The following is a 22,495-nucleotide window of genomic DNA, read 5'->3' as shown; positions in this document are numbered from 1 at the left end:
ATGTCAAAAATAAAAACCTCTTTTTTCTGTCAAAATTGTGGTGCCCAATATTCTAGATGGCAAGGACAGTGTAATTCCTGTAAAGAATGGAATACCATAGTGGAAGAAATCATTCAAAAAGAAGAAAAATCAAGTTGGAAAATTACCAATTCAGAAACTAAAAAAGTATCCAAACCCCTAAAAGTCAATGAAATCGATTCGACACAAGAAGTTAGAATGGATACCCGTGATAGTGAACTGAATCGAGTTTTAGGAGGAGGAATCGTCCCTGGTTCCCTGATTCTTTTAGGAGGCGAACCTGGAATTGGTAAAAGTACCTTACTACTTCAGATTTCGCTAAAGTTACCCTATAAAACACTGTATGTTTCAGGGGAAGAAAGTCAAAAACAAATCAAAATGAGGGCAGAAAGAATTACCTCAAACACGGATAACTGTTACATTCTTACCGAAACTAAAACACAAAATATTTTCAAGCAAATTCAAGAAATTGAACCCGAAATTGTAATAATAGATTCTATACAAACCCTACATACAGAATACATTGAAGCCTCGCCAGGAAGCATCTCACAAATAAGAGAAACTACTGCCGAGTTAATAAAATTTGCCAAAGAAACAAATGTACCAGTAATCTTAATTGGCCATATTACCAAAGATGGAACCATCGCAGGTCCAAAAATTCTAGAACACATGGTAGATACAGTTTTGCAATTTGAAGGCGATAGAAATCATGTATATCGTATTTTGCGTTCGCTAAAAAACAGATTTGGATCCACTTCAGAATTGGGAATCTATGAAATGCTGGGAAGTGGTTTGCGAGAAGTTTCCAATCCTTCTGAAATATTAATTTCTCATAAAGATGTTACCCTTTCTGGAACTGCCATTGCCTCGACTTTAGAAGGAATGCGACCATTAATGATAGAAATCCAAGCCTTAGTAAGCACTGCGGTTTATGGTACTCCTCAACGAAGCACCACCGGATATAATGCCAAGAGACTTAACATGATTTTAGCCGTTTTAGAAAAACGCGCTGGTTTTAGACTAGGCACCAAAGACGTTTTCTTGAATATTACTGGCGGAATTTCTATCGATGACCCAGCAATTGACTTAGCTGTTGTCGCCGCTATTTTATCTTCAAACGAAGATATTCCCATTGGCGAAGGCTATTGTTTTGCTGGAGAAGTAGGTCTTTCTGGCGAAATTCGGCCCGTAAATAGAGTGGATCAACGTATTCAAGAAGCAGAAAAATTGGGCTTTTCTACTATTTTTGTATCTAAATACAATAAGATTTCATTGAAAAACACGTTTATCAAAGTTAAACTTGTATCAAAAATTGAAGATGTTGCAACTGAATTGTTTGGATAAATAGCCTATCTTTAGATTAAAAAATTAAGATTTATGAGAACCAAAAAGCAAAAATTCATCCTAATAGCTAAAACCTTTAGTGTGCTTTTTGTCTTGCTTATCATTGGTTTGTTTGTTTTTCGCGATGCCCTTTTACAAAAATCAATTGTTCAACTATCTCATAAAATGGACCGCGATTACAACAGTGCTTTTTCTGTTAAAAAAGCTAAATTCGATGGTCTCACTGGTATTGAAATGGAAGATGTACTTCTTGTCCCAAAAGAGGCGGATACCTTATTTAAGATTGAAAAGATAAAAACTCATATTGATTTTTGGAATTTACTTACAGGAACCATTCAAATTGAGAGTTTACAGGCAAAAAATGGATTCATCCAATTGGTTAAAAATGAAAAAGGGAAAAATTTTGACGCTTTTTTACCCAAAAAAAAGGACTCAACAGAAACTGGAGAAAAAACGAATTATGCTAAACTAGCTTATAAATTACTCAACAGGGCATTAAACCTAGTTCCTACCGATATGCACATGGAAAATCTCTCCCTGCGTATGAATGATATGGGCAAAAAAGCAACTGTTAAACTTAACACATTAAATTTAATTGATAAAAATCTTGAATCATCAATAGTTGTTCAAACCAATACTTTTACTCAAAATTGGAGAATAAAAGGGATAGCCGACCCAAGACACAAACAAACAGATCTTCAATTTTTTAATATTGATACAGGAAAAATCAAGGTGCCTTACTTTGATGAACGATACAACATCAAAGCGAGTTTTGATTCCATCCGATTTAAAGTTTCTAACATTGACATGAGTGGTGGAGAATTACATTTGGACGGGTTTACCTCGATTTCAAATTTTACCATCAACCATCCTAAAATTGCTAGTAAAGATGTTGTAATTAAAAAAGCAAATTTCAACTACAACTTTCTTTTTGGTGAAAATTTCATAGCGATTGACAGTAGTTCAACTGTACAATTGAATGCAATAAAATTCAATCCTTACGTTTCCTACAACAATGAAACAGACAAGATTTATACTTTAAAAATTGCCATTCCAAAAATGAAAGCTCAAGATTTCATCACTTCACTGCCCGATGGTCTTTTTACCCATTTTGAAGGAATGGAAGCTACTGGAAATTTCACCTATAATCTAAACTTCATTTTTAATAAGAATAAACCAAATGCTATTGTTTTTGACAGTAAACTTGATAAAGAGAATTTAAAAATTACAAAATATGGCGAAGCCAACCTTAACAAATTAAATGGTGAATTTATATACCGAGCTATTATCAAGGGAGTTCCTCAAAGACCTATTCTCGTGGGGGCGGCAAACCCCAATTACACGCCTTTAAATCAAATTTCACCCTATTTGAGAAAATCAGTATTAACAACGGAAGACCCTTCGTTTTTCTCTCACAAAGGTTTTATAAATGAAGCTTTCAAGCAGTCGATTGTAAAAAATATTAGAACCAAAAAATTCGCTCGTGGTGGTAGCACCATTAGCATGCAATTGATCAAAAATGCTTTTCTAACCAGAGAAAAAACACTGTCGCGAAAACTAGAAGAAATTTTATTGGTTTACATCATGGAAAACAATAGAATTGTCAGCAAAGAACGTATGCTTGAAGTCTATTTTAACATCATTGAGTGGGGACCAAACGTATATGGAATTGGAGAGGCATCAACTTTTTATTTTGAAAAGAATCCATCTGAACTAACCTTAAACGAATGCTTATATCTAGCCAATATTATTCCTAGTCCTAAAAAGTTCATGTACCAATTTAATAGCGAAGGAAATTTGAAATCATTCGCTATTAACAGAGACCGATTACTTAAAAACATAATGATGCGCCGCGGAATAATTGTTCCTGATGATACGCTTTATCAAATGCCAATACAAGTGAGAGGAGCCGCGAAATCATTTATTAAAACCAAAGTTTTAGACACCATCAAAATTGACTCTACTTCTATCGAAGAATTTGATTTTTAATTCTATTGTCTTATGAAAACATCTGTATTCACAATACTCGGATTGCTATTTATAGCGAACATCGCCTTTGCACAAAAACCAATTTTTACCTCAGCCAAAGTAAAAGCGGCAACGGTTTATTTTAATTCTGTTGAACTTTCTCAAACTACATCGGTTGTGCTTCCTAAAGGAACCAGTGAAATTGTAGTGAAAAATGTAGCCGATTATTTGAATGAAAACACTGTTCAAATTGGAGCGCCAGCAAATGTGACGGTGCTTTCTGTGCAGTTTACCACTAATTACATATCTGAATATGAATTGAACGAAAATAACCCCAATATTAAAAAAGTGCGTGACAGCATTAATTTGGTAAAAAAAGAAATTCAAAAAGTAGAAAATGCCAGAGACTCTGAGGCAAAAGCTATCGAACTATTAGATAAAAATCAGCAGATTTCTGGAGCAAATTATGGTTTAAATGTAACCGAATTGATAAAAATGGTCGATTACTACAAACTCAAACGAACCGAAATAAGTAATGCTTATGATGCTTTAGACGAAAAAGCAATAAAACTTAATGAGCTTCTCGTCAAGTTAAATTCTAGACTTGAAATCAACACTAAAAACGAAGAAAAAACCTCCAAGGGGAAATTAATTCTTCAAGTCATGAATGAAGTAGCTGGAACTGTAGACTTAGACATAAATTACATCAGTAATAATGCTGCTTGGAATCCTTTTTATGATTTGCGTGCCAATAGCATTTTAGAGCCTATTAACATGATGTATAAAGCTCAAGTCATTCAAAACACCGGAATTGATTGGAAAAAAGTTAAACTGACTCTGTCTAGCGGAAATCCAAATCAGAATAATCAAGCGCCAACCTTGAATCCTTGGTTTTTAAAATACAAATCAAACAATGTGTTAAATGAAGTAGTTATGACTGGTTATGGAACTAAGAAAAAAGAAAGAGAAGCAAAAGCTGAAGTTGTTTTAGATGACAATTCAATTTATGCAGACTCATCTTCTATTTCTAATTACACAACAGTTTCAGAAAACCAACTCAATATTTCCTTTGATATTGATATCCCTTATGATATTATATCCAATGGAAAAGTGCATAGTGTAGCTTTAAAAGAAATAAAATTGCCAGCAACCTATAAATATTATGCCGCTCCAAGAATCGAAAAAGAAGCTTTTTTACTTGCAGAACTAAAAGAGTATTCAAAATACAATTTGTTACAAGGCGAAGCCAATATTATATTTGAAGGTATGTATGTAGGAAAAACATTTATCAACCCTAATCAAACGTCAGACACCCTTAATTTGAGTATGGGAAGAGATAAGAAAATTTCAATCAAGCGAGAAAAAGTAGTTGAAAAATCTGGGACTAAATTCCTGTCTTCAAAAAAAGAACAAACTTTTACCTATGACATCACGATTAGAAATAATAAAAAGGAAGCCGTTCAAATGCTCTTAAAAGATCAATATCCACTAAGTCCTGAAAAAGAAATTGAAGTGGAATTACTTGAAAGTGATAAAGCAAAAATAAATGCAGAAACTGGAATTCTAACTTGGGATTTGGAATTAAAACCAAATGAAACCAAGAAAATCAGAATAAGTTATAGAGTGAAATATCCTAAAGATAAAATAATCGGTAATTTATAAAAACCTTAAAATTAGTTATTTACATTTTATGTGAATTGGTTTTTATATCTTTATAGTTCTAAATCATAAGGCTATGAAAACTATTTTTACGTTTATTTTTTCTGTTGTCTTTCATTTTACCTATTCGCAAACCATCGGATTAACTTCCTTTGCAACTGGCTTTACCAATCCTATCGAAATTGCCCATCCAAATAATGATAATAGGCTATTTGTTGTAGAGCAAGGAGGCAAAATAAAAATTGTAAATCCTGATGGTACAACCAATATGACACCTTTTCTTACGCTAACCACTTCCACGATATCTACGGGAGGAGAAAGAGGTTTGTTAGGCCTTACTTTTCATCCCAATTATGCTTCAAATGGTTATTTTTATGTCAACTATACTAATACCGCGGGAAATACTGTTATAGCAAGATATTCCGTTTCTTCAGACCCTAATGTTGCTGATGCTACTAGCAGTACAATTCTACTAACTATAAATCAACCTTTTGCCAATCATAATGGAGGATGCATAAAATTTGGTCCTGACGGATATTTATACATCGGTATGGGTGACGGAGGAAACGCTGGAGACCCGGGTAAAAGAGCTCAAAATCCTAATGAGCTACTAGGAAAAATGCTTCGAATAGATGTAGACACCTCGTCACCTTATGGAATTCCTGCCACAAATCCATACGTAGGCTCACTAAGTATTCGAAATGAAATTTGGGCAATGGGACTCCGAAATCCTTGGAAATTTTCATTTGATACGGTGAACAATAATTTCTGGATTGCTGATGTAGGTCAAAACCAAAATGAAGAAATCAACAAAGTGAGTTCAGCATCTTCTGGAATTAATTACGGCTGGAATTGCTATGAAGGAAATAGCGTCTATTCCAGTTGTTCTACATTGCCTGTAACTTATACCTTTCCATTTGCTCAATATACACATAGCGTAGGTTGTTCAATTACTGGAGGCTATGTATATAATGGTTCTATTTACCCTAATTTTATAGGAAATTACTTTTTTGCAGATTATTGTAGTAATAAAATAGGTGTTTTAAATTCCTCAGGAGTAATTAGTTGGTCAACGGTTTTTTCTGGAAGCAAATTCACCACTTTTGGTGAAGACCGTAGTGGAGAACTTTACATTGCTGCCTCTGGAAATGGGACTATTTACAAAATTACAGATGCAACTCTTACTAGTGCTGCTTTTGAGAAAGCAAATGTTATGGTATATCCAAACCCAGCAACTAGCGAATTTTTCATTAAAACCAATAAACAAAGTTTTCCTATTTTAGTTACCCTTTCAGATAGCACAGGGAAAATTTTACTTAAAGAATCTTTAGAATCGGACGCAAAACCCGTTCCTGTATCTTCATTTAGAAGTGGACTGTATTTTATTTCTTTAAAAGACAATAAAGGAAACTATTCGAATTCAAAGCTTCTCATCAAATGATTATTAAGGCGCTGGATCAGGAATAGCACTTTGTACTTTGTCAATTTCTTTTAGTATGGTTTCTGATAAAACTACATTAATAGAATCTATATTTTCCTCCAATTGTATCAAATTGGTAGCACCAATGATGTTACTTGTTACAAATGGCTGTTGATTGACAAATGCTAAAGCCATTTGAGTTAATGACAAACCATTTTGATGAGCAATTTCTTGATACAACTTGGTAGCTTGAGCACATTGTGCACTATTGTACCTAGAAAATTGAGGAAACAGCGTAAGTCTGGCTTTAGGATGACTTTCACCAGTCAAGAATTTACCTGTCAAAACACCAAAAGCCAAAGGAGAATAGGCAAGTAATCCTACATTCTCTCTTATAGCTATCTCGGCAGAACCATTTTCAAAAAGTCTATTGAGTAAAGAATATGGATTTTGTATGGTTTTAATCTTTGGCAAATTATGGTATTTACTTTCTTCCAGAAAACGCATAATTCCCCAAGGAGTTTCATTAGAAACCCCAATATTTCTAATTTTTCCTTCTTTAATACATCTTTCTAATGTCTCTAAAACAGTATAAATATTATCTTCCCATCCATCATTTTGTACCTTAAAACCACGTTGTCCAAAAAAATTGGTCTTGCGTTCTGGCCAGTGTAATTGATACAAATCGATGTAATCTGTTTGTAAGCGAGTTAAACTTTTCTCAATAGATAGCGCAATACTGGCAGGAGAAAAATCCATATTTTCTCTGATATAAGCCAAACCAGGATTAGCACCGGCAATTTTGGAAGCTAGAATAACTTTATCTCTTTTTCCTGTTTTCTTAAACCAAGTGCCTATTATTTTCTCGGTGCTACCATAAGTTTCTTTCCTTCCTGGAACAGAATACATTTCGGCTGTATCAAAAAAATTAATGCCTTTTTCTAAAGCTAAATCCATTTGAGCATGACCTTCGGCTTCGGTATTTTGTTCTCCAAAAGTCATGGTGCCTAGGCAAATTTTACTTACTTCAATATTCGTATTAGGTAGGGTTGTATATTTCATTTTTAACTGTAACAAAATTTGTTTTTGAAGATAAAAAAAGGTTTAAATCAACTCTAAACCTTTTAAAAAATAACTATTTGTAACGTCTATAATTCATTTAACATCTTAGAAATTTCATCTAATTTTGGAGTTAAAATAATTTCGATTCTGCGGTTTTTGGCTTTACCTTCTGGAGTATCGTTACTCATAATTGGGGCAAATTCACCACGTCCAGCAGCGGTTAAATTTTTCTTTTGAATTCCTGAATTTTCTCCAAGAATATTTACAATAGCAGTAGCTCTCTTGGTAGACAAATCCCAATTACTTTCGATTCCTCCACCAATGTTACCTAGTATTTTATCGTTATCCGTATGACCTTCTATTAAAACGGAAATATCAGGATTTTGAGCCAATACCTTTCCTACCTCAACAACAGCTTTCTTCCCTTCGACTCCAACTGCCCAACTTCCAGTTTGAAACAATAATTTATTTTCCATGGAAACATATACTTTCCCGTTTTTTTGTTCCACCGTAAGTCCTTTTCCTTCAAAGGCATTCAAAGCTTTTGACAAAGTTTCTTTCAACTTTTTCATACTAGCGTCTTTGGCTGCAATGTAGGATTCAAGTTCATTCAATCGTTTTGAACTCGCATCTAACTCTGCTTTCATTTTGTTCAATCTATCTTGTTCTGCAGCAAGTGCCTTTTGCTTGGATTCTAATTGGGCTAGAAGCTCTCTGTTTTTGTTCATATTGGCTTCTAGAGCTTCATCGCTATTTTTTTCTAATGCTTTATAGGAAGCTTGAAGCGTTTTTAAATTTTTATCAGCAGCATTGTAATCTGCTAATAACTTATCGCGCTCAGATTTGGTTTTATCCAACTCTGATTGTAGAGAAGAATTGGCCAAATCCAACTCATTTTTAGCTTTGATACAATCTTCGCCTTCATCTTGTAATCGTCGATTCTCTTTTTTTAATTCGGTATACTTATTTTCTAAATCGTTAAAAACTTTTTTAGAAACGCAAGATGAAGTTAGCGCTAGTACAACTAATGCAACAGAAATTTTTTTAATCATTTTTTTATTATTTAATTATTCTATTTCAACTACGATTGGACAATGGTCAGAATGTTTGGCTTCTGGCAAGATTAATGCCCTTGCTATTCTTTCTTTTAGAGGTTCGCTAACCAAACAATAGTCTATGCGCCAACCTTTATTATTAGCTCTAGCATCGGGTGCGCGCATAGTCCACCAAGTATAGTTGTGAGGCTCTTTGTTTAAAAATCGGAAGCTATCTATAAAGCCACTTTTCATGAATCCGTCAAGCCAAGCTCTCTCAGCTGGCAAAAACCCTGAAACATTTTTATTTCGAATAGGGTCATGAATATCAATCGCTTCATGGCAAATGTTATAGTCACCACAAATAATGAGATTAGGGATTTCTTTTTTCAATGCGTTGATATACTTTTGAAAATCGTCCATATACATAAACTTATGGTCGAGTCTTTCGATGTTTGTTCCAGAAGGCAGGTACAAACTCATGACTGAAAAATCATCAAAATCAACTCGAAGATTTCTTCCTTCAAAATCCATGTGCTCGATTCCAGTTCCAAAAACGACGTTGTTGGGTTTTACTTTTGACAGAATAGCAACGCCACTATAGCCTTTCTTTGTAGCTGGAAACCAATAATGATAAGGATAACCTGCAAGTTCGATATCGAGAGTGGGGATTTGCTCTGGTGTAGCTTTTATTTCCTGAAGGCAAATTACATCTGGATTGGCTTGCTGTATCCAGTTGATAAATCCTTTCGAAATGGCTGCCCTGATTCCGTTTACATTATACGAAATAATTCTCATTGTCTATTTTTTGAGTTTCAAAAGTAATAAAAAATAAAAAGCCTTGCTTAGAAAAAACAAACAAAATCAAATCTGTCGATAGTATGATAATCGAGTTTTTTTCTATCTTTGTTCATCCCTCTAAAAACAAAAAACTAAATGGGTTTAGTTACCGCAAAAGAAGTTGCAAAAGCAATAAAAGCTGACAAATACGGAGTTTTCGGAACTTTTTCGGGTTGGTTGCTCATGAAAGCTTTAAAAATTTCAACCTTAAACAAAATATACGATCGAAATAAACACTTAAGCGAAGTAGCGTTTTTAAATGCAATTCTGGATGAGTTTCAAATTAAATTTGAAATTCACGAAGAAGATTTAAAAAGACTTCCAAAAGAGGGTGCATATATTACCATTTCCAATCATCCGTTGGGTGGAATTGACGGCATTCTACTACTGAAATTAATGCTAGAGAGAGAACCTAATTTCAAGATAATCGCGAATTTTTTGTTGCATAGAATCGAACCTATGAAACCCTATATTATGCCGGTGAATCCTTTTGAAAACCATAAGGATGCCAAATCTAGCGTTATAGGAATAAAAGAAACGTTACGTCATTTGAGTGATGGAAAACCTCTGGGAATGTTTCCAGCTGGCGAAGTTTCTACGTATAAAGATGGAAAATTAGTTGTCGATAAAGACTGGGAAGAAGGAGCTATCAAAGTGATTAGAAAAGCTCAAGTTCCCGTTGTTCCTATCTATTTTCACGCAAAAAACAGTCGCTTTTTCTATCTTTTGTCGAAAATAAATCCAACATTAAGAACAGCCAAACTACCTTCAGAACTTTTAACTCAAAAAGATAGAATTATTAAAGTTCGTATAGGAAAACCTATATCTGTAAGCGAACAAAACGAATATAAATCCATCGAAGAATATTCAGAGTTTTTAAGAAAGAAAACGTATATGCTTGCTAATCCTTTTGAAAAAGAAAGTAAGTTATTGACGGCGCCAAATTTAAAACTACCAAAAAGCCCTAAGCAAATCGTTACTGCTGCCAGTAAAGACAATATGATTCACGAAGTGGAGCTTTTGCGTGGTTCTGATTGCAGACTCTTGCAAAGTAAAAACTATGAAGTCTTTTTTACAGAGGCTAATAAAATTCCAAACATTCTCTATGAAATAGGTCGATTGCGTGAAATTACTTTTAGAGAAGTAGGAGAAGGAACGAATGAATCGATTGATTTAGACAATTTTGATCAATATTATCATCATATGTTTTTATGGGATGAAGACACCAAGAAAATTGCTGGTGCCTACAGAATGGGGTTGGGTTCTAAGATATTTCCAAAATACGGTATCGAAGGATTTTACCTCAACGATTTGTTTCGATTTGAACCCGAATTACACGACATGATGCACAAATCAATCGAAATGGGTCGTGCGTTCATCACAAAAGAATACCAACAAAAACCGATGCCTCTTTTCCTACTTTGGAAAGGAATTATTCATACTACCTTGCGTTATCCAGAACATAAATTCTTACTTGGAGGAGTGAGTATTAGCAATCAATTCTCTGATTTTTCAAAATCGTTAATGATTGAATTTATGAAATCCAATTATTACGATCCCTACATTGCCCAATATGTACATCCAAAAAAAGAATACAAGGTAAAACTCAAGGATGGGGATAAAGATTTTATTTTTGATGAAGCCGAATCTGATTTGAATAAATTCGACAAAATCATTGACGAGCTCGAGCCAGGAAGTTTGCGATTGCCTGTTTTAATAAAAAAATACATTAAACAGAACGCCAGAGTAGTTGCTTTTAATGTTGACCCATTATTTAACAATGCCATTGATGGTTTGATGTACATTAGAATAGCAGATATTCCCGAAAGTACAATGAAACCTGTTATGGAGGAATTTCAAGCAGAATTGGAACGAAAGTTAGCCGAAAAAGGAGAAAGCTAATTTTGGTTTAAAACCAGCCTCGTTTATTGACCTGATAAATTTGATAAAACTCTTCGTCGGTTTTAGTAAGATAGATAATCCCTTCAATAAAAGGAACAATACCTGCAATACCACAAGTAACAATACTCAATATAATTTGGATAATTCCTTCACTGGTGTATCCTAAAATGAACTTATGAATTCCTAAAGAACCTAATACAAGAGCCAAAACTCCTGCTATAACTTTTTTATTTTCGGGTTGAAGATTTGGCTGAGGTCGATTCCAATCTTCTTGTTTTGAATTTTCCATATATCTACTTTTAGGATTTGACTGTTATAAAAGTATTAAAATATTTTAATTCTTGTCGAGTAAAAATAAAAACCGCCTCAAAAAAACTTGAGGCGGCTCTTATTTTAGTTTGAACATTTCTTATTTTATTAGGTTCTCCCCATTTAGAGTTGCCCAAGCTCCTGGTGATAAATTAGCTCCAGTCGCTGTTTCACTTGTTGTAAATTGTCCTGAAGGAAAATTCACTACCAATGCAAGTGTAGCACCAGCTATATTTTGAGAAGTATTTATTATTTTCAGGTTAGTCAATTTGATTTTTGAACCATTAACTTGATTAGTATTAGTATCTACATCTTGAATTTTAACGGCTGCACCTTGATAAGTTTTATCTCCTTCTGTGTAAGAACCATATCCGTCAATTACAACATTATTAAAATCACCATTCCCGTTTTTCTTAAATTGTATGGCATCTACTTGAACGTCTCCTGCAACCTCTGGAGTACATCCTGTAGCTCTTTTCAGAGTGATGTTTGTAAATTTTGGCCAAAAATCATTGTTGTTTGAAGAAGCTTCAATTTCAATTCCAAAGTTTCCTTTATTTTCTTGATAAGCGTACCAATTGGTATTGTTTTGTCCTTGCCATCCGTCTTGCCAATCAAAGGCATCATCATAATTTCCATAAGAAATAGCATTGGTCAAACTTACTGTTCCTCCATAAAATTCAAATCCATCATCAGCGCCTTTGTATGAAACCAAATGGTCTAACACCGTACCTGAGCCAACTGAATAAAAAGAAAATCCATTTAATTCTTTTGTACCGTCCGCTAGTTTCTTACCGGCATATTCTACTCTTACATATCTTAAACTTCCTCCGTTATGTGTTGCATTTGTTCCTCCATAAGAATTAGATAAACCATCTTCTGATGTTGCAGTACCACCTCCACCTAAAACTTTTACGGGAGCGTCACCATACATAATAATACCTCCCCAAGAACCTGGAACTTTTGAAACTTCAGTAAATACTACAGGAGCTGATTCGGTACCGTTGATAATTAATTTACCTCCATTTTCTACTACTAGTGCATTATCTCCATTAATTTTGTCGCATGTAATGGTGCTTCCTGCTTCTATGGTAAGTGTCACTCCACTTTTAACTTTGACTATACCCTTCAAAGTGTACGTCCCATAAGCATACGTTTTGTTTGCAACTATATCTCCTGATAGCTCTCCTACTTGTGGTTGAACTACAGTATCGCTTTCATCGTCACTTGAACATCCTATAAAGAGTGAACTTAAAATAGCTATGCTAAATACTAATTTTTTCATTGTTTTTTTGTTAAGTTGTACTTGTTTTTGTTGTTACAAATGTCTTTCAAATCATTTTTAAAGGAGTTAAATGAATATCATTAAATCATTAATTCAATTTCAATTTTATGTAAATAAATAGTAATCAAATCGTCTGTGGTGTAAACAAAAAAGCAACGAAAAACGTTGCCTTTGTTACGATAAAAAAGTAGTTCTAAAATGTATAACTCAGATTAAATGAGAAACCCACGCCTTTTTTGTAATCCTGAATTACATTAGAATTTCCAATAAAAGTGTCTTTATTATTTTTGCCTAGCTCTAATATTGTTTTGGGATTTAAAACATTATCTGCTACCAATTTTAAATCAATATGTTCAGATAATTTGCTTGCAAGTACAATGTCTAATTTACTTACAGGTAATTCATAAATATGATCGATTCCTGCTGTTCCAACACTATAAATTCGTTTCCCAAAAACAGAATATACTGCCGAAAGTGTATTGGACCAGTTTTTATTTAAATTGAATTGGTATTTTAAATCCGAATTGATTAACCATTTTGAGGCGCCTTGAAGTTCTCTCTTTTTATGGGTTTCTATGCTAGGGCTTAGTGTTCCACTTGGGTCTAAAGCAAAATCTGGCACAGTAACTTCGGTTTGCATTACTGACGTATTAAATCCCCATGAAAAATCTTTCAATTTACTGGATATTCTATTTAAATCTAGTATAAACTCAGCTTCAACACCGTATATAGTGGCACTTTCTGAATTTTTAAAAGAAGTTATAGTAGCACCTGAATTGGCAAGAAAAGTTCTTTCGATTGGATTTTTAACCGATTTTCCAAATAAACCAATTGCAAAGAGTTCTTTAGTAGTTGGAAACAGCTCATATTTGATATCAATGTTTGAATTTTTACTGTTTTTTAAATATGAATTTCCTTGAAAAACTGTTCCGTCAGGATTGACAAGTTGCAGAGGGAATGCCTCCATAACCACTGGTTTTGTGTAGGTTTGAGATGCCGCAAATCGAAAATTTGCGCTTTCACTGCTGCTATACTTAGCATTTACTGATGGTAAAAAGTAAATATCATCCGTGGTGTTTTTCTTGTAATTTTGATCAAAATTTCCAATCTCTTTATATTTTGTAATTCGGTCGTATTTCTCGACTCTAATACCTGCATTTACATCAAACTTTTCTGAGAATTTGAAAAATATATTTGCATATCCTGAATTAATGGTTTCTTCTAACTTTGATTTCCAGTTGGCATTACTCGATTCTTGAAACGATATTTCATAATCTAACAAGTCTTCCGTTAATTTACTATCTATTTCAAATGGATTCAATATAAAGTTGGAATTGAAATTAAAATTTTTTGTTGTTTGTATCAAACGGTATTTAGAAATTGTAAAATTGTGATTGCCATTGTAGCCAAGAGAAAGTTTGTGGTCTTTTCCAAATTTAAGATTGTATTCCAAAAAAGCAGAAGTATACATCTGGCTATTAATATCTAAATATTGTCTCAAAAAATTATTACCTCCATAACTCGTGTTAATTTCTGTTTCTGAAACTTGCGAACCCGTGAATGAATTTCTATCAGGTTGATTATAGGCTGTTTTTGATAGTGACAAACCTCCTTTAATACTTTGATTCTTATTTGATGTGAGAAAATATTCTCCAAAGAGCTGTCCGTTTAAAAAATTGGATTCATCTAATTGGTTGGTTCTAATTAAATAATTTTCAACATCTTTTTGATTGTTTTGGTATCCTAGTTGGTCTTGTATTTGACTATCGGTAGATTTTAAATACAATAATGATGTGGAAATAGTAAATCTATCGGTAGCATAATTTAGCCCTAGAATAGAAGAAAGATTGGTTTTATAATCATACGTTGTTTTTTGAAAATTATTAGAAAACTCTATTGAATTTCCAGCTTGCAGCGTTCTATCGGCACCTGTTCTGTAGCTGTATGAATTATCAAAGTTTAATGATATCAGATAACTTAGTTTGCTATCCTTGATATTGAATTTTTCTCCATGCAAAATACCAAAACTTGTATTTAAAGGGCTTTTAGTTTTGGTTATACCAAATCCACTCTCAAAGGCATTCACTGCTTCATTTCTACTCAAAGTTACCGGAGGATAAGGCTTAACACCAAATTCTGAAGGTAAATTTCTATCTTTACCAATCAAACCAAAAAATCCTTTGGTCGTATTTACATTCGTTGCCAAATAAAAGTCCCTTAAACTGTTATTGGTCGTAAAACCAGAACCGATACTCAGTTTTGTGATGCTTTTTGTTGGTTTTGTCAATGTAACCAAGTTAAAGGTAGCTCCTGCAAAATCTCCGTAAATATTGGGATTGAAAGTTTTATACGTTTCAATAATACTCACAACATCTGTTGGAATTAAATCCAATGGAATAATTTTCTTAAAAGGATTGTTAGAAGGAACAGCTAAATTGTTTATCAATAAATTATTGTATCTGTCCTCTAATCCTCTCACAAACAAACCTCTAGAACCTACTTTAGTAATTCCTGTGATTTTTGTCAATCCTTCTTCTACATCGCTAATTCCTTTTCGAGACATTTCTTGAGCACCAATACTCTGCTTGATTTCGACAGCTTTTTTTTGGTCTAATAACAAGGCTGTTTCTTTCTCTCTACTTCCTCCATTTGATTTTACGACTACATCTTGCAAAGTATAACTCCCAGAACCTAATGCTTTATTGATAGTGATTTCTTCTCCAGATTTTACTGTAACGGGTACTTCTACATTTTCATATCCTAGAAAACTAAAGACTATTGTATAGCTGCCTGGAGTTACACTCAAAGTATATTTCCCTTTTTCATCTGAAGTAGTTGCAATAGTTGTACCTTTTATAGTAGCATTTGCAAATGGTAATGAGGCATTATTAGAATCCTTATCTGTAATAACTCCTGATATTTTTCCTTTATTTTGAGCAACAACAATAGAACAAACTAATAAAAGAGCACCTATGAATTTTAATTTCATTTTAACTTTATTTTAATTTTGGGGCAAAGGAACAACCGAGTTGTAAAGTTCATGTTACTTGATTGTTACTATTTGGTTGCTGTATTATTAAGGTATTGTTAATAGATTAAATTAATGTAAAATGGTTTATTGATAGGGTTTTATAGTTACTTTTACATTCGAAATCAGACGTTTTACTATTATGAAGAAAAAAAATATTAAAATTTTATTAGTAGATGACGAACAAGACATTCTGGAGATTGTAGGTTACAATTTGGCTCAAGAAGGCTATCAAATAAGCACTGCAATCAATGGTAAAGAAGCTGTTGAAAAAGCAAAAAAAGAAGTACCTCACCTCATTATCATGGATGTCATGATGCCAGAAATGGACGGTATGGAAGCTTGTGAAAATATTCGGAAAATCCCTGAACTTAAAAACGTTATTATCACATTCCTTACAGCTAGAAACGAAGATTACTCACAAGTAGCTGGATTTGATGCCGGAGCTGACGATTACATTACAAAACCAATTAAACCTAAATTACTCATCAGTAAAGTAAAAGCCTTATTACGTAGACTCAAAGAGGAAGAAAGCTCCAATTCAGAGACATTAAATGTAGGCGGAATAGAAATTAATCGAGAAGAATATAAAATAATTAAGGATGATATTGAAATTGTCCTTCCTCGAAAAGAATTTGAATTGTTTTATCTATTAGCATCAAAACCAGGAAAAGTTTTTAAAAGAGAAGAAATCCTCGACAAAGTATGGGGAAATGAAGTAATAGTTGGTGGTAGAACCATCGATGTTCATATTCGAAAACTTAGAGAAAAAATTGGAGATGACCTTTTTAAAACAATTAAAGGCGTTGGTTACAAGTTTGAAGTATAAATGACATTACGTTTTAAAAAAACATACAAATTTGCTGTAATATCAGCTCTTTATATTGCTTTTTTTTCTACTGGAATAGTGGGGATTTTGACGTATGTCTTTTTTGAGTTTTCACTAAAATTTTGCCTTCTTTTTTCAATTAGCATCGCTGCATTTTCCTTTTTCATGTTACAATACAGAGTAGAGCGCTTTATTTACAGAAGAGTAAAAAAAATATATGATGATGTTTCCCTTCTTGAATCTACAAGTTTTAGAAATCAACCCATAACTACCGATATGGCTACTCTTACTAGAGAAGTGAAAAAGTTTGCTACTGACAAAAAACTAGAAATCGAAATGCTAAAAGTTCGCGAAGAATACCGAAAAGAATTTTTAGGAAATGTTTCTCACGAGCTTAAAACTCCTCTTTTTACAGTTCAAGGCTATATTTCTACACTACTTGATGGAGCCATGAATGATAAAAAAATTCGTAAAAAATATCTTGAACGTGCCGAAAAAGGAGTGGAACGGTTAATTTATATTGTCCAGGATTTAGACATGATTGCTAAACTAGAAATGGGAGATTTGAATATCGAAATTGTCTCTTTTGATATTGTAAACCTTGTTCAAAATGTTTTCGACTTACTCGAAATGGAGGCTTCAAAAAAAGATATTTTGTTACTTTTCGATATGAAATACAACAAACCTATCATGGTTCTTGGTGATAGAGAGAAAATCGAACAAGTTGTTATAAACTTAATTGTAAACTCTATAAAATACGGAAAAGAGAAAGGGTCAACAGAGGTAAGTATCGAAAACCTAACAGATGACAAAATTATCGTTCGTATCAATGATAACGGAGAAGGAATTGAGAAAAAAAACATTCCGAGACTGTTTGAAAGATTTTTTAGAGTAGACAAAAGTGGCGCAAGAAGTGAGGGTGGTTCTGGTCTTGGACTCGCTATTGTAAAACACATTATTGAAGTACACGAAGAAAAAATTTATGTTGAAAGCGAATTTGGTGTAGGGTCAGAATTCTCTTTTACTCTCAAAAAGGCAAAATAAGTTCTTCCAGTGCACCATTTGATGATGCATGTGCAGCCCTTTGTAGTTCTTTACTTCTTCTAAGTCTTCCAACTGAAAATCTTCTTGTTTAGCAAACGAAACCAAACCTAATTTTTTTAATCTTTTAGCTAAATACTCTTGCTCGTATTGTCCGGGAGTAGGAATAAAAAAAGCTTTTTTCTCCAATTTTGCTATATCCATGACGGTGGTATATCCTGATCGACATAGAATGACTCTACTTTCATTAAAAGCCTGTTCTAGTTCTTGAGTAGTCATAAAATTATAATAGGTAATATGTTGAATTTGCTCCTTCTTCTGTTTTGCTTCTACCTTTCCTTTTACGAAAATAATTTTTCCTTCAAATTTCAATAATTTCTCTGATAACACTATCTCTAGCATTCCTCTTTGAGGCTCTGGACCTGAAAGAATAACCATTAAATCATATTTTATAGTTAAATTCTCTTTCTCCAATCGGCTCAATGGCCCAATGTATTTTAAATTAAAATGTGATTTTTTCAAATGACCTAATTTACCTGTCAAATTAGGCTTTTCCTCAAAATCAGGTATCCAACATTCATCAAATTTTTTTATAATTTGTTGATGCAATTTGCTACTAATCCATGAGGTATTTCCTGACAATACATTCAATTGATGTGTAATAAATATGGATTGCACTTTCTTGCTGTAAACCCCCAATCGATTATCGGAAATGATTCCTTGAAGATGAAATTCCTTGACCCATTTTTTTACAACTTTTTTTTCTTCTAAAATGGCTTCAATCATTTTTGGAGTGTTTTTCAACATTTTCCATTTAAAATCTGCACCATTCTTTGCATATTCAATTTTGTAAGACGGTAATTTTAACGTTAAAAGATGAGGAAATTCTTTTTGTAACAATTGCAATGCATCACCATCTGAGGCAATTATTGGCGTATACTGATTTTTTTCTAAGGCTTTTATAATAGGAATACACCTTGTAGCATGTCCTAAACCCCAATTTAATGGCGCCACCAATATATTTTTGTTATCTGTATGCATCAAATGGTTTCTGTTTTAAATAACTGCAAGATAAAAACAATTCTGTTCTTATATATTTCCTTAATTTTGCCAAAACATTAAATTAAATCGTGGGAAGTAAAAATAAGTTAAAAAGATTCAAAGAAAACGAAACATTTGAAAACGTTTTTCAACCAACACGAGAAGAAGTAGTCTCGGGTGCTTTTGCTCTTAAGGGAAAATGGAATTCCGATTTTTTTAAAAATAACAATCCTATAGTTCTAGAATTAGGATGTGGAAAAGGAGAATACTCTGTGGGATTAGCAGCATTATATCCTGATAAGAATTTCATTGGAATTGATATTAAAGGAGCTCGTTTTTGGAGAGGTGCTAAAACTGCTGTTGAAAATGGTCTAAACAATGTAGCCTTTATCCGAACTCAAATAGAGTTGATTGATAATCTTTTTGCCGAAAATGAAGTAGATGAAATTTGGATTACCTTTCCTGATCCTCAAATCAAATACAAGAGAACGAAACACCGAATGACTAATTCAGAGTTTCTTCAATTGTATAAAAAAATCCTCAAACCAGACGGAATTATGAATCTCAAAACAGATAGTGAGTTCATGCACGGCTACACCTTGGGATTGCTTCACGGTGAAGGTCATGAGGTATTGTATGCTAATCATAATGTCTATTTGAACGAAGGTGCTCCAAAAGAAGTTACCACCATACAAACTTTTTACGAGAATCAATATTTACAAATCAATAAGGCAATTACCTATATTCGATTTAAAATTAAATAAAAAATGAGAAGCATTTTGCCACTTTTCTTTGGTTTTTTTTCGGCAACTATTGGGATTGCACTGCCGGGATTAATCAATATGACTGCGGCAAAAATTAGCATTCGTGAAGGTCGTGAGCGAGCATTGCTCTTTACAACTGGTGCGCTAATAATTATATTTTTTCAAACATTATCTGCCATAATTTTTGCCCGTTTTTTAGACTCGCATCCAAATGTAGTTGTTGTTCTTAGAGAAGTAGGTTTGGTAATATTCATTTTGCTGACAGTCTATTTTTTGTTTTTAGCTAAAAAGTCAAAATCAAAAAAAGAAGATATGAAGATTCGCAGTAAAACCAATCGCTTTTTTCTCGGAATGTTGCTTTCTGCCTTAAATTTTTTTCCTGTTCCTTACTACGTTTTTGTTACTATTCTTTTGGCATCCAATCGTCTCTTCACATTTGAAATGATGCCTGAATTTCTATTTTTAACGGGTGTTGTTTTAGGTTCTTTTGCGGTGTTTTACTACTACATTTGCTTTTTTAAACGTATTGAATCAAAAACCGATTTTTTCTTTAAAAACATGAATACAATCATTGGTTCAATCACTGGAATTATCGCCTTAATTACCCTGATAAACATTATAAGATACTACTGCTAAAGTGGAAACAAATTTTTTTGAAAGAGTATATAGTATAGTCCGACAAATTCCTTACGGTAAAGTCACTTCATATGGAGCCATTGCTAAAGCACTCGGAACAGCACGTTCTGCCAGAATGGTAGGCTGGGCAATGAACGCTAGCCACAATCTAGAAGATGTTCCCGCACATCGCGTGGTAAACAGAAAAGGATTATTGACTGGCAAGCACCATTTTGAAGGCACCACTTTGATGCAACAACTGTTGGAAAACGAAGGAATAAAAGTAGTTGACAATCAGATTGTGGATTTTGAAAACCATTTTTGGCAACCCAAGATACATCGCTTGAGTGATAATTAAATATTGTCACGCATTAACTTTGCCACATTGTAACTTCTTCACTATCTTTGCAATCTAAAATAAGTCTTAATTAAGATAAGAATTCGATATGAAATTAGACAGAAAAGAAATTTTAAAAGCCTTAGAAACAATTACTATTGCTGGCGAAGGGAAAAACATGGTGGAAAGTGGTGCTGTTACAAATGTAGTTACTTTTGGTGATGAAGCAATTGTTGATTTGGTTCTCACTACCCCAGCGATGCACATTAAAAAACGAGCAGAAGACGATATTAGAAAAACCATCCATGATTTAGTTTCAAAAGAAGCTAAAGTAAAAGTAAATATAAAAGTAGACGTTCCGTCTAAAGAAAATCCTAATCAAATTAAAGGAAAAGCAATTCCTGGTATTAAAAATATTATTGCTGTTGCCTCAGGAAAGGGCGGAGTAGGAAAATCAACTGTTACCGCTAATTTGGCAGTAACCTTAGCTAAAATGGGATTTTCGGTAGGGATTTTAGACGCTGATATTTATGGTCCTTCTATGCCAATTATGTTTGACGTTGAAAATGAAAAACCACTTTCTATAACTGTTGACGGAAAGTCCAAAATGAAACCGATTGAAAGCTATGGTATTAAAATTCTTTCTATAGGCTTTTTTACCTCACCAAGTCAAGCTGTTATTTGGCGTGGACCTATGGCTTCAAAAGCGTTAAACCAAATGATATTTGACGCAGATTGGGGCGAATTGGATTTTATGTTATTGGATTTACCACCAGGAACAGGTGATATTCACTTATCGATAGTACAGTCTTTACCTATAACTGGTGTAGTTGTCGTAAGTACGCCACAAGCAGTGGCTTTAGCCGATGCCAAAAAAGGAGTATCAATGTTTATGTCAGAATCAATAAATGTTCCTGTATTAGGAATTATAGAAAACATGGCCTACTTCACACCCGAAGAGTTGCCAAATAACAAATACTACATTTTTGGAAAAGAAGGAGCAAAAAACTTATCAGAAGATTTACAAGTCCCTTTCTTAGGCGAAGTCCCTATTGTTCAATCAATAAGAGAAGCAGGAGATTATGGCCGACCAGCAGCAATGCAAACAGGTTCAATAATTGAAACTGTTTTTGAAGATATCACTAAAGAAGTGGTGAGCCAAGTGGTGAGTAGAAATGAAAACTTACCGCCTACCGAAGCTGTAAAAATTACAACAATGGCAGGATGTTCAGCCGTAAAAAAATAGAGTATTGATATATTGTTTAGGAGATCGTATCATCTTCAATTAATTATCAAATAGTCTCAAATAATTTAAAAAAATGACAACAGAAGAAATTACAAACAACGTTTTAAAAGCACTTGAGGAAATTAGACCTTTTTTAAATTCTGATGGAGGTGATATCAAACTAATTTCAATCGAAGACAATAAACATGTAAAAGTTCGTCTTGAAGGTGCATGTACAAGTTGTAGCGTAAACCAAATGACGCTTAGAGCTGGAGTGGAAACAACAATTAAAAAGTTTGCTCCAGAAATCGAAACTGTAGTCAATATCCAATAATTATATTCTTTAAAATTATATATTTTGTCTCCAAAGATTAGAAATCTCTTTTGCAGACACTATGTAGTTTTAGAAGCAAATCCAAATTAAAACAAACAACTAATTTCCAAATTACAATGGATGTATCAATAAAAATAAAAGACAGAGAAGGTGTTGTTCACGAAGTTCAAGCTCCAACGGATATGAACATGAATATTATGGAACTCGTTCGTGTCTACGAATTAGCTCCAGAAGGAACTATTGGAGTTTGTGGAGGAATGGCCATGTGTGCATCTTGCCAATGTTACATATTGAATGATTTTGAATTACCAGAAAAAAGTGATGATGAAGAAGCCATGTTATCTGAAGCCTTTAACGTTAAAAACAACAGTAGATTAGGCTGTCAAATCCACATCACTGAAGCCTTAGAAGGATTAGAGCTAGAACTAGCTCCTGAATGA

20 protein-coding genes are annotated in these 22,495 nt (G+C 33.4%); 13 read left to right on the top strand and 7 right to left on the bottom strand.

The features are described from left to right. From radA to AC23L6_RS00800, 4 genes are all read left to right on the top strand, one after another. The gene (radA, locus tag AC23L6_RS00815; protein ID WP_487560393.1) at positions 1–1,362 is read left to right on the top strand and encodes a DNA repair protein RadA; all 1,362 of its coding nucleotides are present in this window, start codon (positions 1–3) and stop codon (positions 1,360–1,362) included. 33 nt (positions 1,363–1,395) lie between these two features. After that, on the top strand, positions 1,396–3,351 hold the full coding sequence (locus AC23L6_RS00810; RefSeq protein ID WP_487560392.1) for a transglycosylase domain-containing protein: 1,956 nt from the start codon (positions 1,396–1,398) through the stop codon (positions 3,349–3,351). Positions 3,352–3,363: 12 nt separating this feature from the next. After that, positions 3,364–4,992, top strand: coding sequence for a DUF4139 domain-containing protein (locus AC23L6_RS00805; RefSeq protein WP_487560391.1), 1,629 nt, complete (start codon positions 3,364–3,366; stop codon positions 4,990–4,992). 73 nt (positions 4,993–5,065) lie between these two features. Then, positions 5,066–6,430, top strand: coding sequence for a PQQ-dependent sugar dehydrogenase (locus AC23L6_RS00800; RefSeq protein ID WP_487560389.1), 1,365 nt, complete (start codon positions 5,066–5,068; stop codon positions 6,428–6,430). Positions 6,431–6,433: 3 nt separating this feature from the next. Here AC23L6_RS00800 and AC23L6_RS00795 read toward each other — a convergent pair whose 3' ends face one another. The 3 genes from AC23L6_RS00795 to AC23L6_RS00785 form a co-directional block, all read right to left on the bottom strand. Next, entirely contained in the window at positions 6,434–7,471 is a 1,038-nt protein-coding gene (locus AC23L6_RS00795) for an aldo/keto reductase (RefSeq protein ID WP_487560388.1), read from the bottom strand. An 86-nt stretch (positions 7,472–7,557) separates the two neighbouring features. Beyond that, on the bottom strand, positions 7,558–8,523 hold the full coding sequence (locus AC23L6_RS00790) for an OmpA family protein (RefSeq protein ID WP_487560386.1): 966 nt from the start codon (positions 8,521–8,523) through the stop codon (positions 7,558–7,560). Between the two features lie 15 nt (positions 8,524–8,538). Continuing rightward, positions 8,539–9,303, bottom strand: coding sequence for an exodeoxyribonuclease III (locus tag AC23L6_RS00785; RefSeq protein ID WP_487560385.1), 765 nt, complete (start codon positions 9,301–9,303; stop codon positions 8,539–8,541). Positions 9,304–9,441: 138 nt separating this feature from the next. Here AC23L6_RS00785 and AC23L6_RS00780 point away from each other — a divergent pair, with 138 nt between their 5' ends. Further along, the gene (locus AC23L6_RS00780) at positions 9,442–11,247 is read left to right on the top strand and encodes a GNAT family N-acyltransferase (RefSeq protein ID WP_487560384.1); all 1,806 of its coding nucleotides are present in this window, start codon (positions 9,442–9,444) and stop codon (positions 11,245–11,247) included. Between the two features lie 7 nt (positions 11,248–11,254). Here the strand turns inward: AC23L6_RS00780 and AC23L6_RS00775 are convergent, their stop codons facing one another. From AC23L6_RS00775 to AC23L6_RS00765, 3 genes are all read right to left on the bottom strand, one after another. Next, a complete protein-coding gene (locus AC23L6_RS00775) occupies positions 11,255–11,536 on the bottom strand; it encodes a TM2 domain-containing protein (RefSeq protein ID WP_487560383.1) in 282 nt (93 codons plus the stop codon). Positions 11,537–11,656: 120 nt separating this feature from the next. Then, positions 11,657–12,841, bottom strand: coding sequence for a hypothetical protein (locus AC23L6_RS00770; protein ID WP_487560382.1), 1,185 nt, complete (start codon positions 12,839–12,841; stop codon positions 11,657–11,659). Positions 12,842–13,034: 193 nt separating this feature from the next. Continuing rightward, on the bottom strand, positions 13,035–15,830 hold the full coding sequence (locus tag AC23L6_RS00765) for a TonB-dependent receptor (protein ID WP_487560381.1): 2,796 nt from the start codon (positions 15,828–15,830) through the stop codon (positions 13,035–13,037). 181 nt (positions 15,831–16,011) lie between these two features. Between AC23L6_RS00765 and AC23L6_RS00760 the strand changes: the two genes are divergently transcribed. Next, on the top strand, positions 16,012–16,698 hold the full coding sequence (locus tag AC23L6_RS00760; protein WP_487560380.1) for a response regulator transcription factor: 687 nt from the start codon (positions 16,012–16,014) through the stop codon (positions 16,696–16,698). Continuing rightward, the gene (locus AC23L6_RS00755; protein WP_487560379.1) at positions 16,699–17,742 is read left to right on the top strand and encodes a sensor histidine kinase; all 1,044 of its coding nucleotides are present in this window, start codon (positions 16,699–16,701) and stop codon (positions 17,740–17,742) included. It begins immediately after the preceding gene. On the opposite strand, the gene AC23L6_RS00750 is transcribed toward AC23L6_RS00755, so the two are convergent. Beyond that, positions 17,707–18,780, bottom strand: a complete 1,074-nt coding sequence (locus AC23L6_RS00750) for a glycosyltransferase (RefSeq protein ID WP_487560378.1) — start codon at positions 18,778–18,780, stop codon at positions 17,707–17,709. The genes AC23L6_RS00755 and AC23L6_RS00750 overlap by 36 nt on opposite strands. Before the next feature lie 89 nt (positions 18,781–18,869). Between AC23L6_RS00750 and trmB the strand changes: the two genes are divergently transcribed. The 6 genes from trmB to AC23L6_RS00720 all read left to right on the top strand — a co-directional run bounded on the left by trmB (position 18,870) and on the right by AC23L6_RS00720 (position 22,495). Continuing rightward, the gene (gene trmB, locus AC23L6_RS00745) at positions 18,870–19,544 is read left to right on the top strand and encodes a tRNA (guanosine(46)-N7)-methyltransferase TrmB (RefSeq protein ID WP_487560377.1); all 675 of its coding nucleotides are present in this window, start codon (positions 18,870–18,872) and stop codon (positions 19,542–19,544) included. A gap of 3 nt (positions 19,545–19,547) precedes the next feature. Next, the gene (locus AC23L6_RS00740; RefSeq protein ID WP_487560376.1) at positions 19,548–20,180 is read left to right on the top strand and encodes a LysE family transporter; all 633 of its coding nucleotides are present in this window, start codon (positions 19,548–19,550) and stop codon (positions 20,178–20,180) included. Position 20,181: 1 nt separating this feature from the next. Further along, entirely contained in the window at positions 20,182–20,517 is a 336-nt protein-coding gene (locus tag AC23L6_RS00735) for an MGMT family protein (RefSeq protein WP_487560375.1), read from the top strand. 88 nt (positions 20,518–20,605) lie between these two features. Further along, positions 20,606–21,742: an Mrp/NBP35 family ATP-binding protein gene (locus tag AC23L6_RS00730; protein WP_487560374.1), complete on the top strand. Its 1,137-nt coding sequence runs from the start codon at positions 20,606–20,608 to the stop codon at positions 21,740–21,742. 73 nt (positions 21,743–21,815) lie between these two features. Further along, the gene (locus tag AC23L6_RS00725; protein ID WP_487560373.1) at positions 21,816–22,055 is read left to right on the top strand and encodes a NifU family protein; all 240 of its coding nucleotides are present in this window, start codon (positions 21,816–21,818) and stop codon (positions 22,053–22,055) included. A 116-nt stretch (positions 22,056–22,171) separates the two neighbouring features. Next, a complete protein-coding gene (locus AC23L6_RS00720) occupies positions 22,172–22,495 on the top strand; it encodes a 2Fe-2S iron-sulfur cluster-binding family protein (RefSeq protein WP_487560372.1) in 324 nt (107 codons plus the stop codon).

This window comes from Flavobacterium sp. R1_16, from assembly GCF_057652095.1.
Note: the sequence above shows the minus strand (reverse complement) of the source record. Positions and strands in the feature narration are given on the sequence as shown.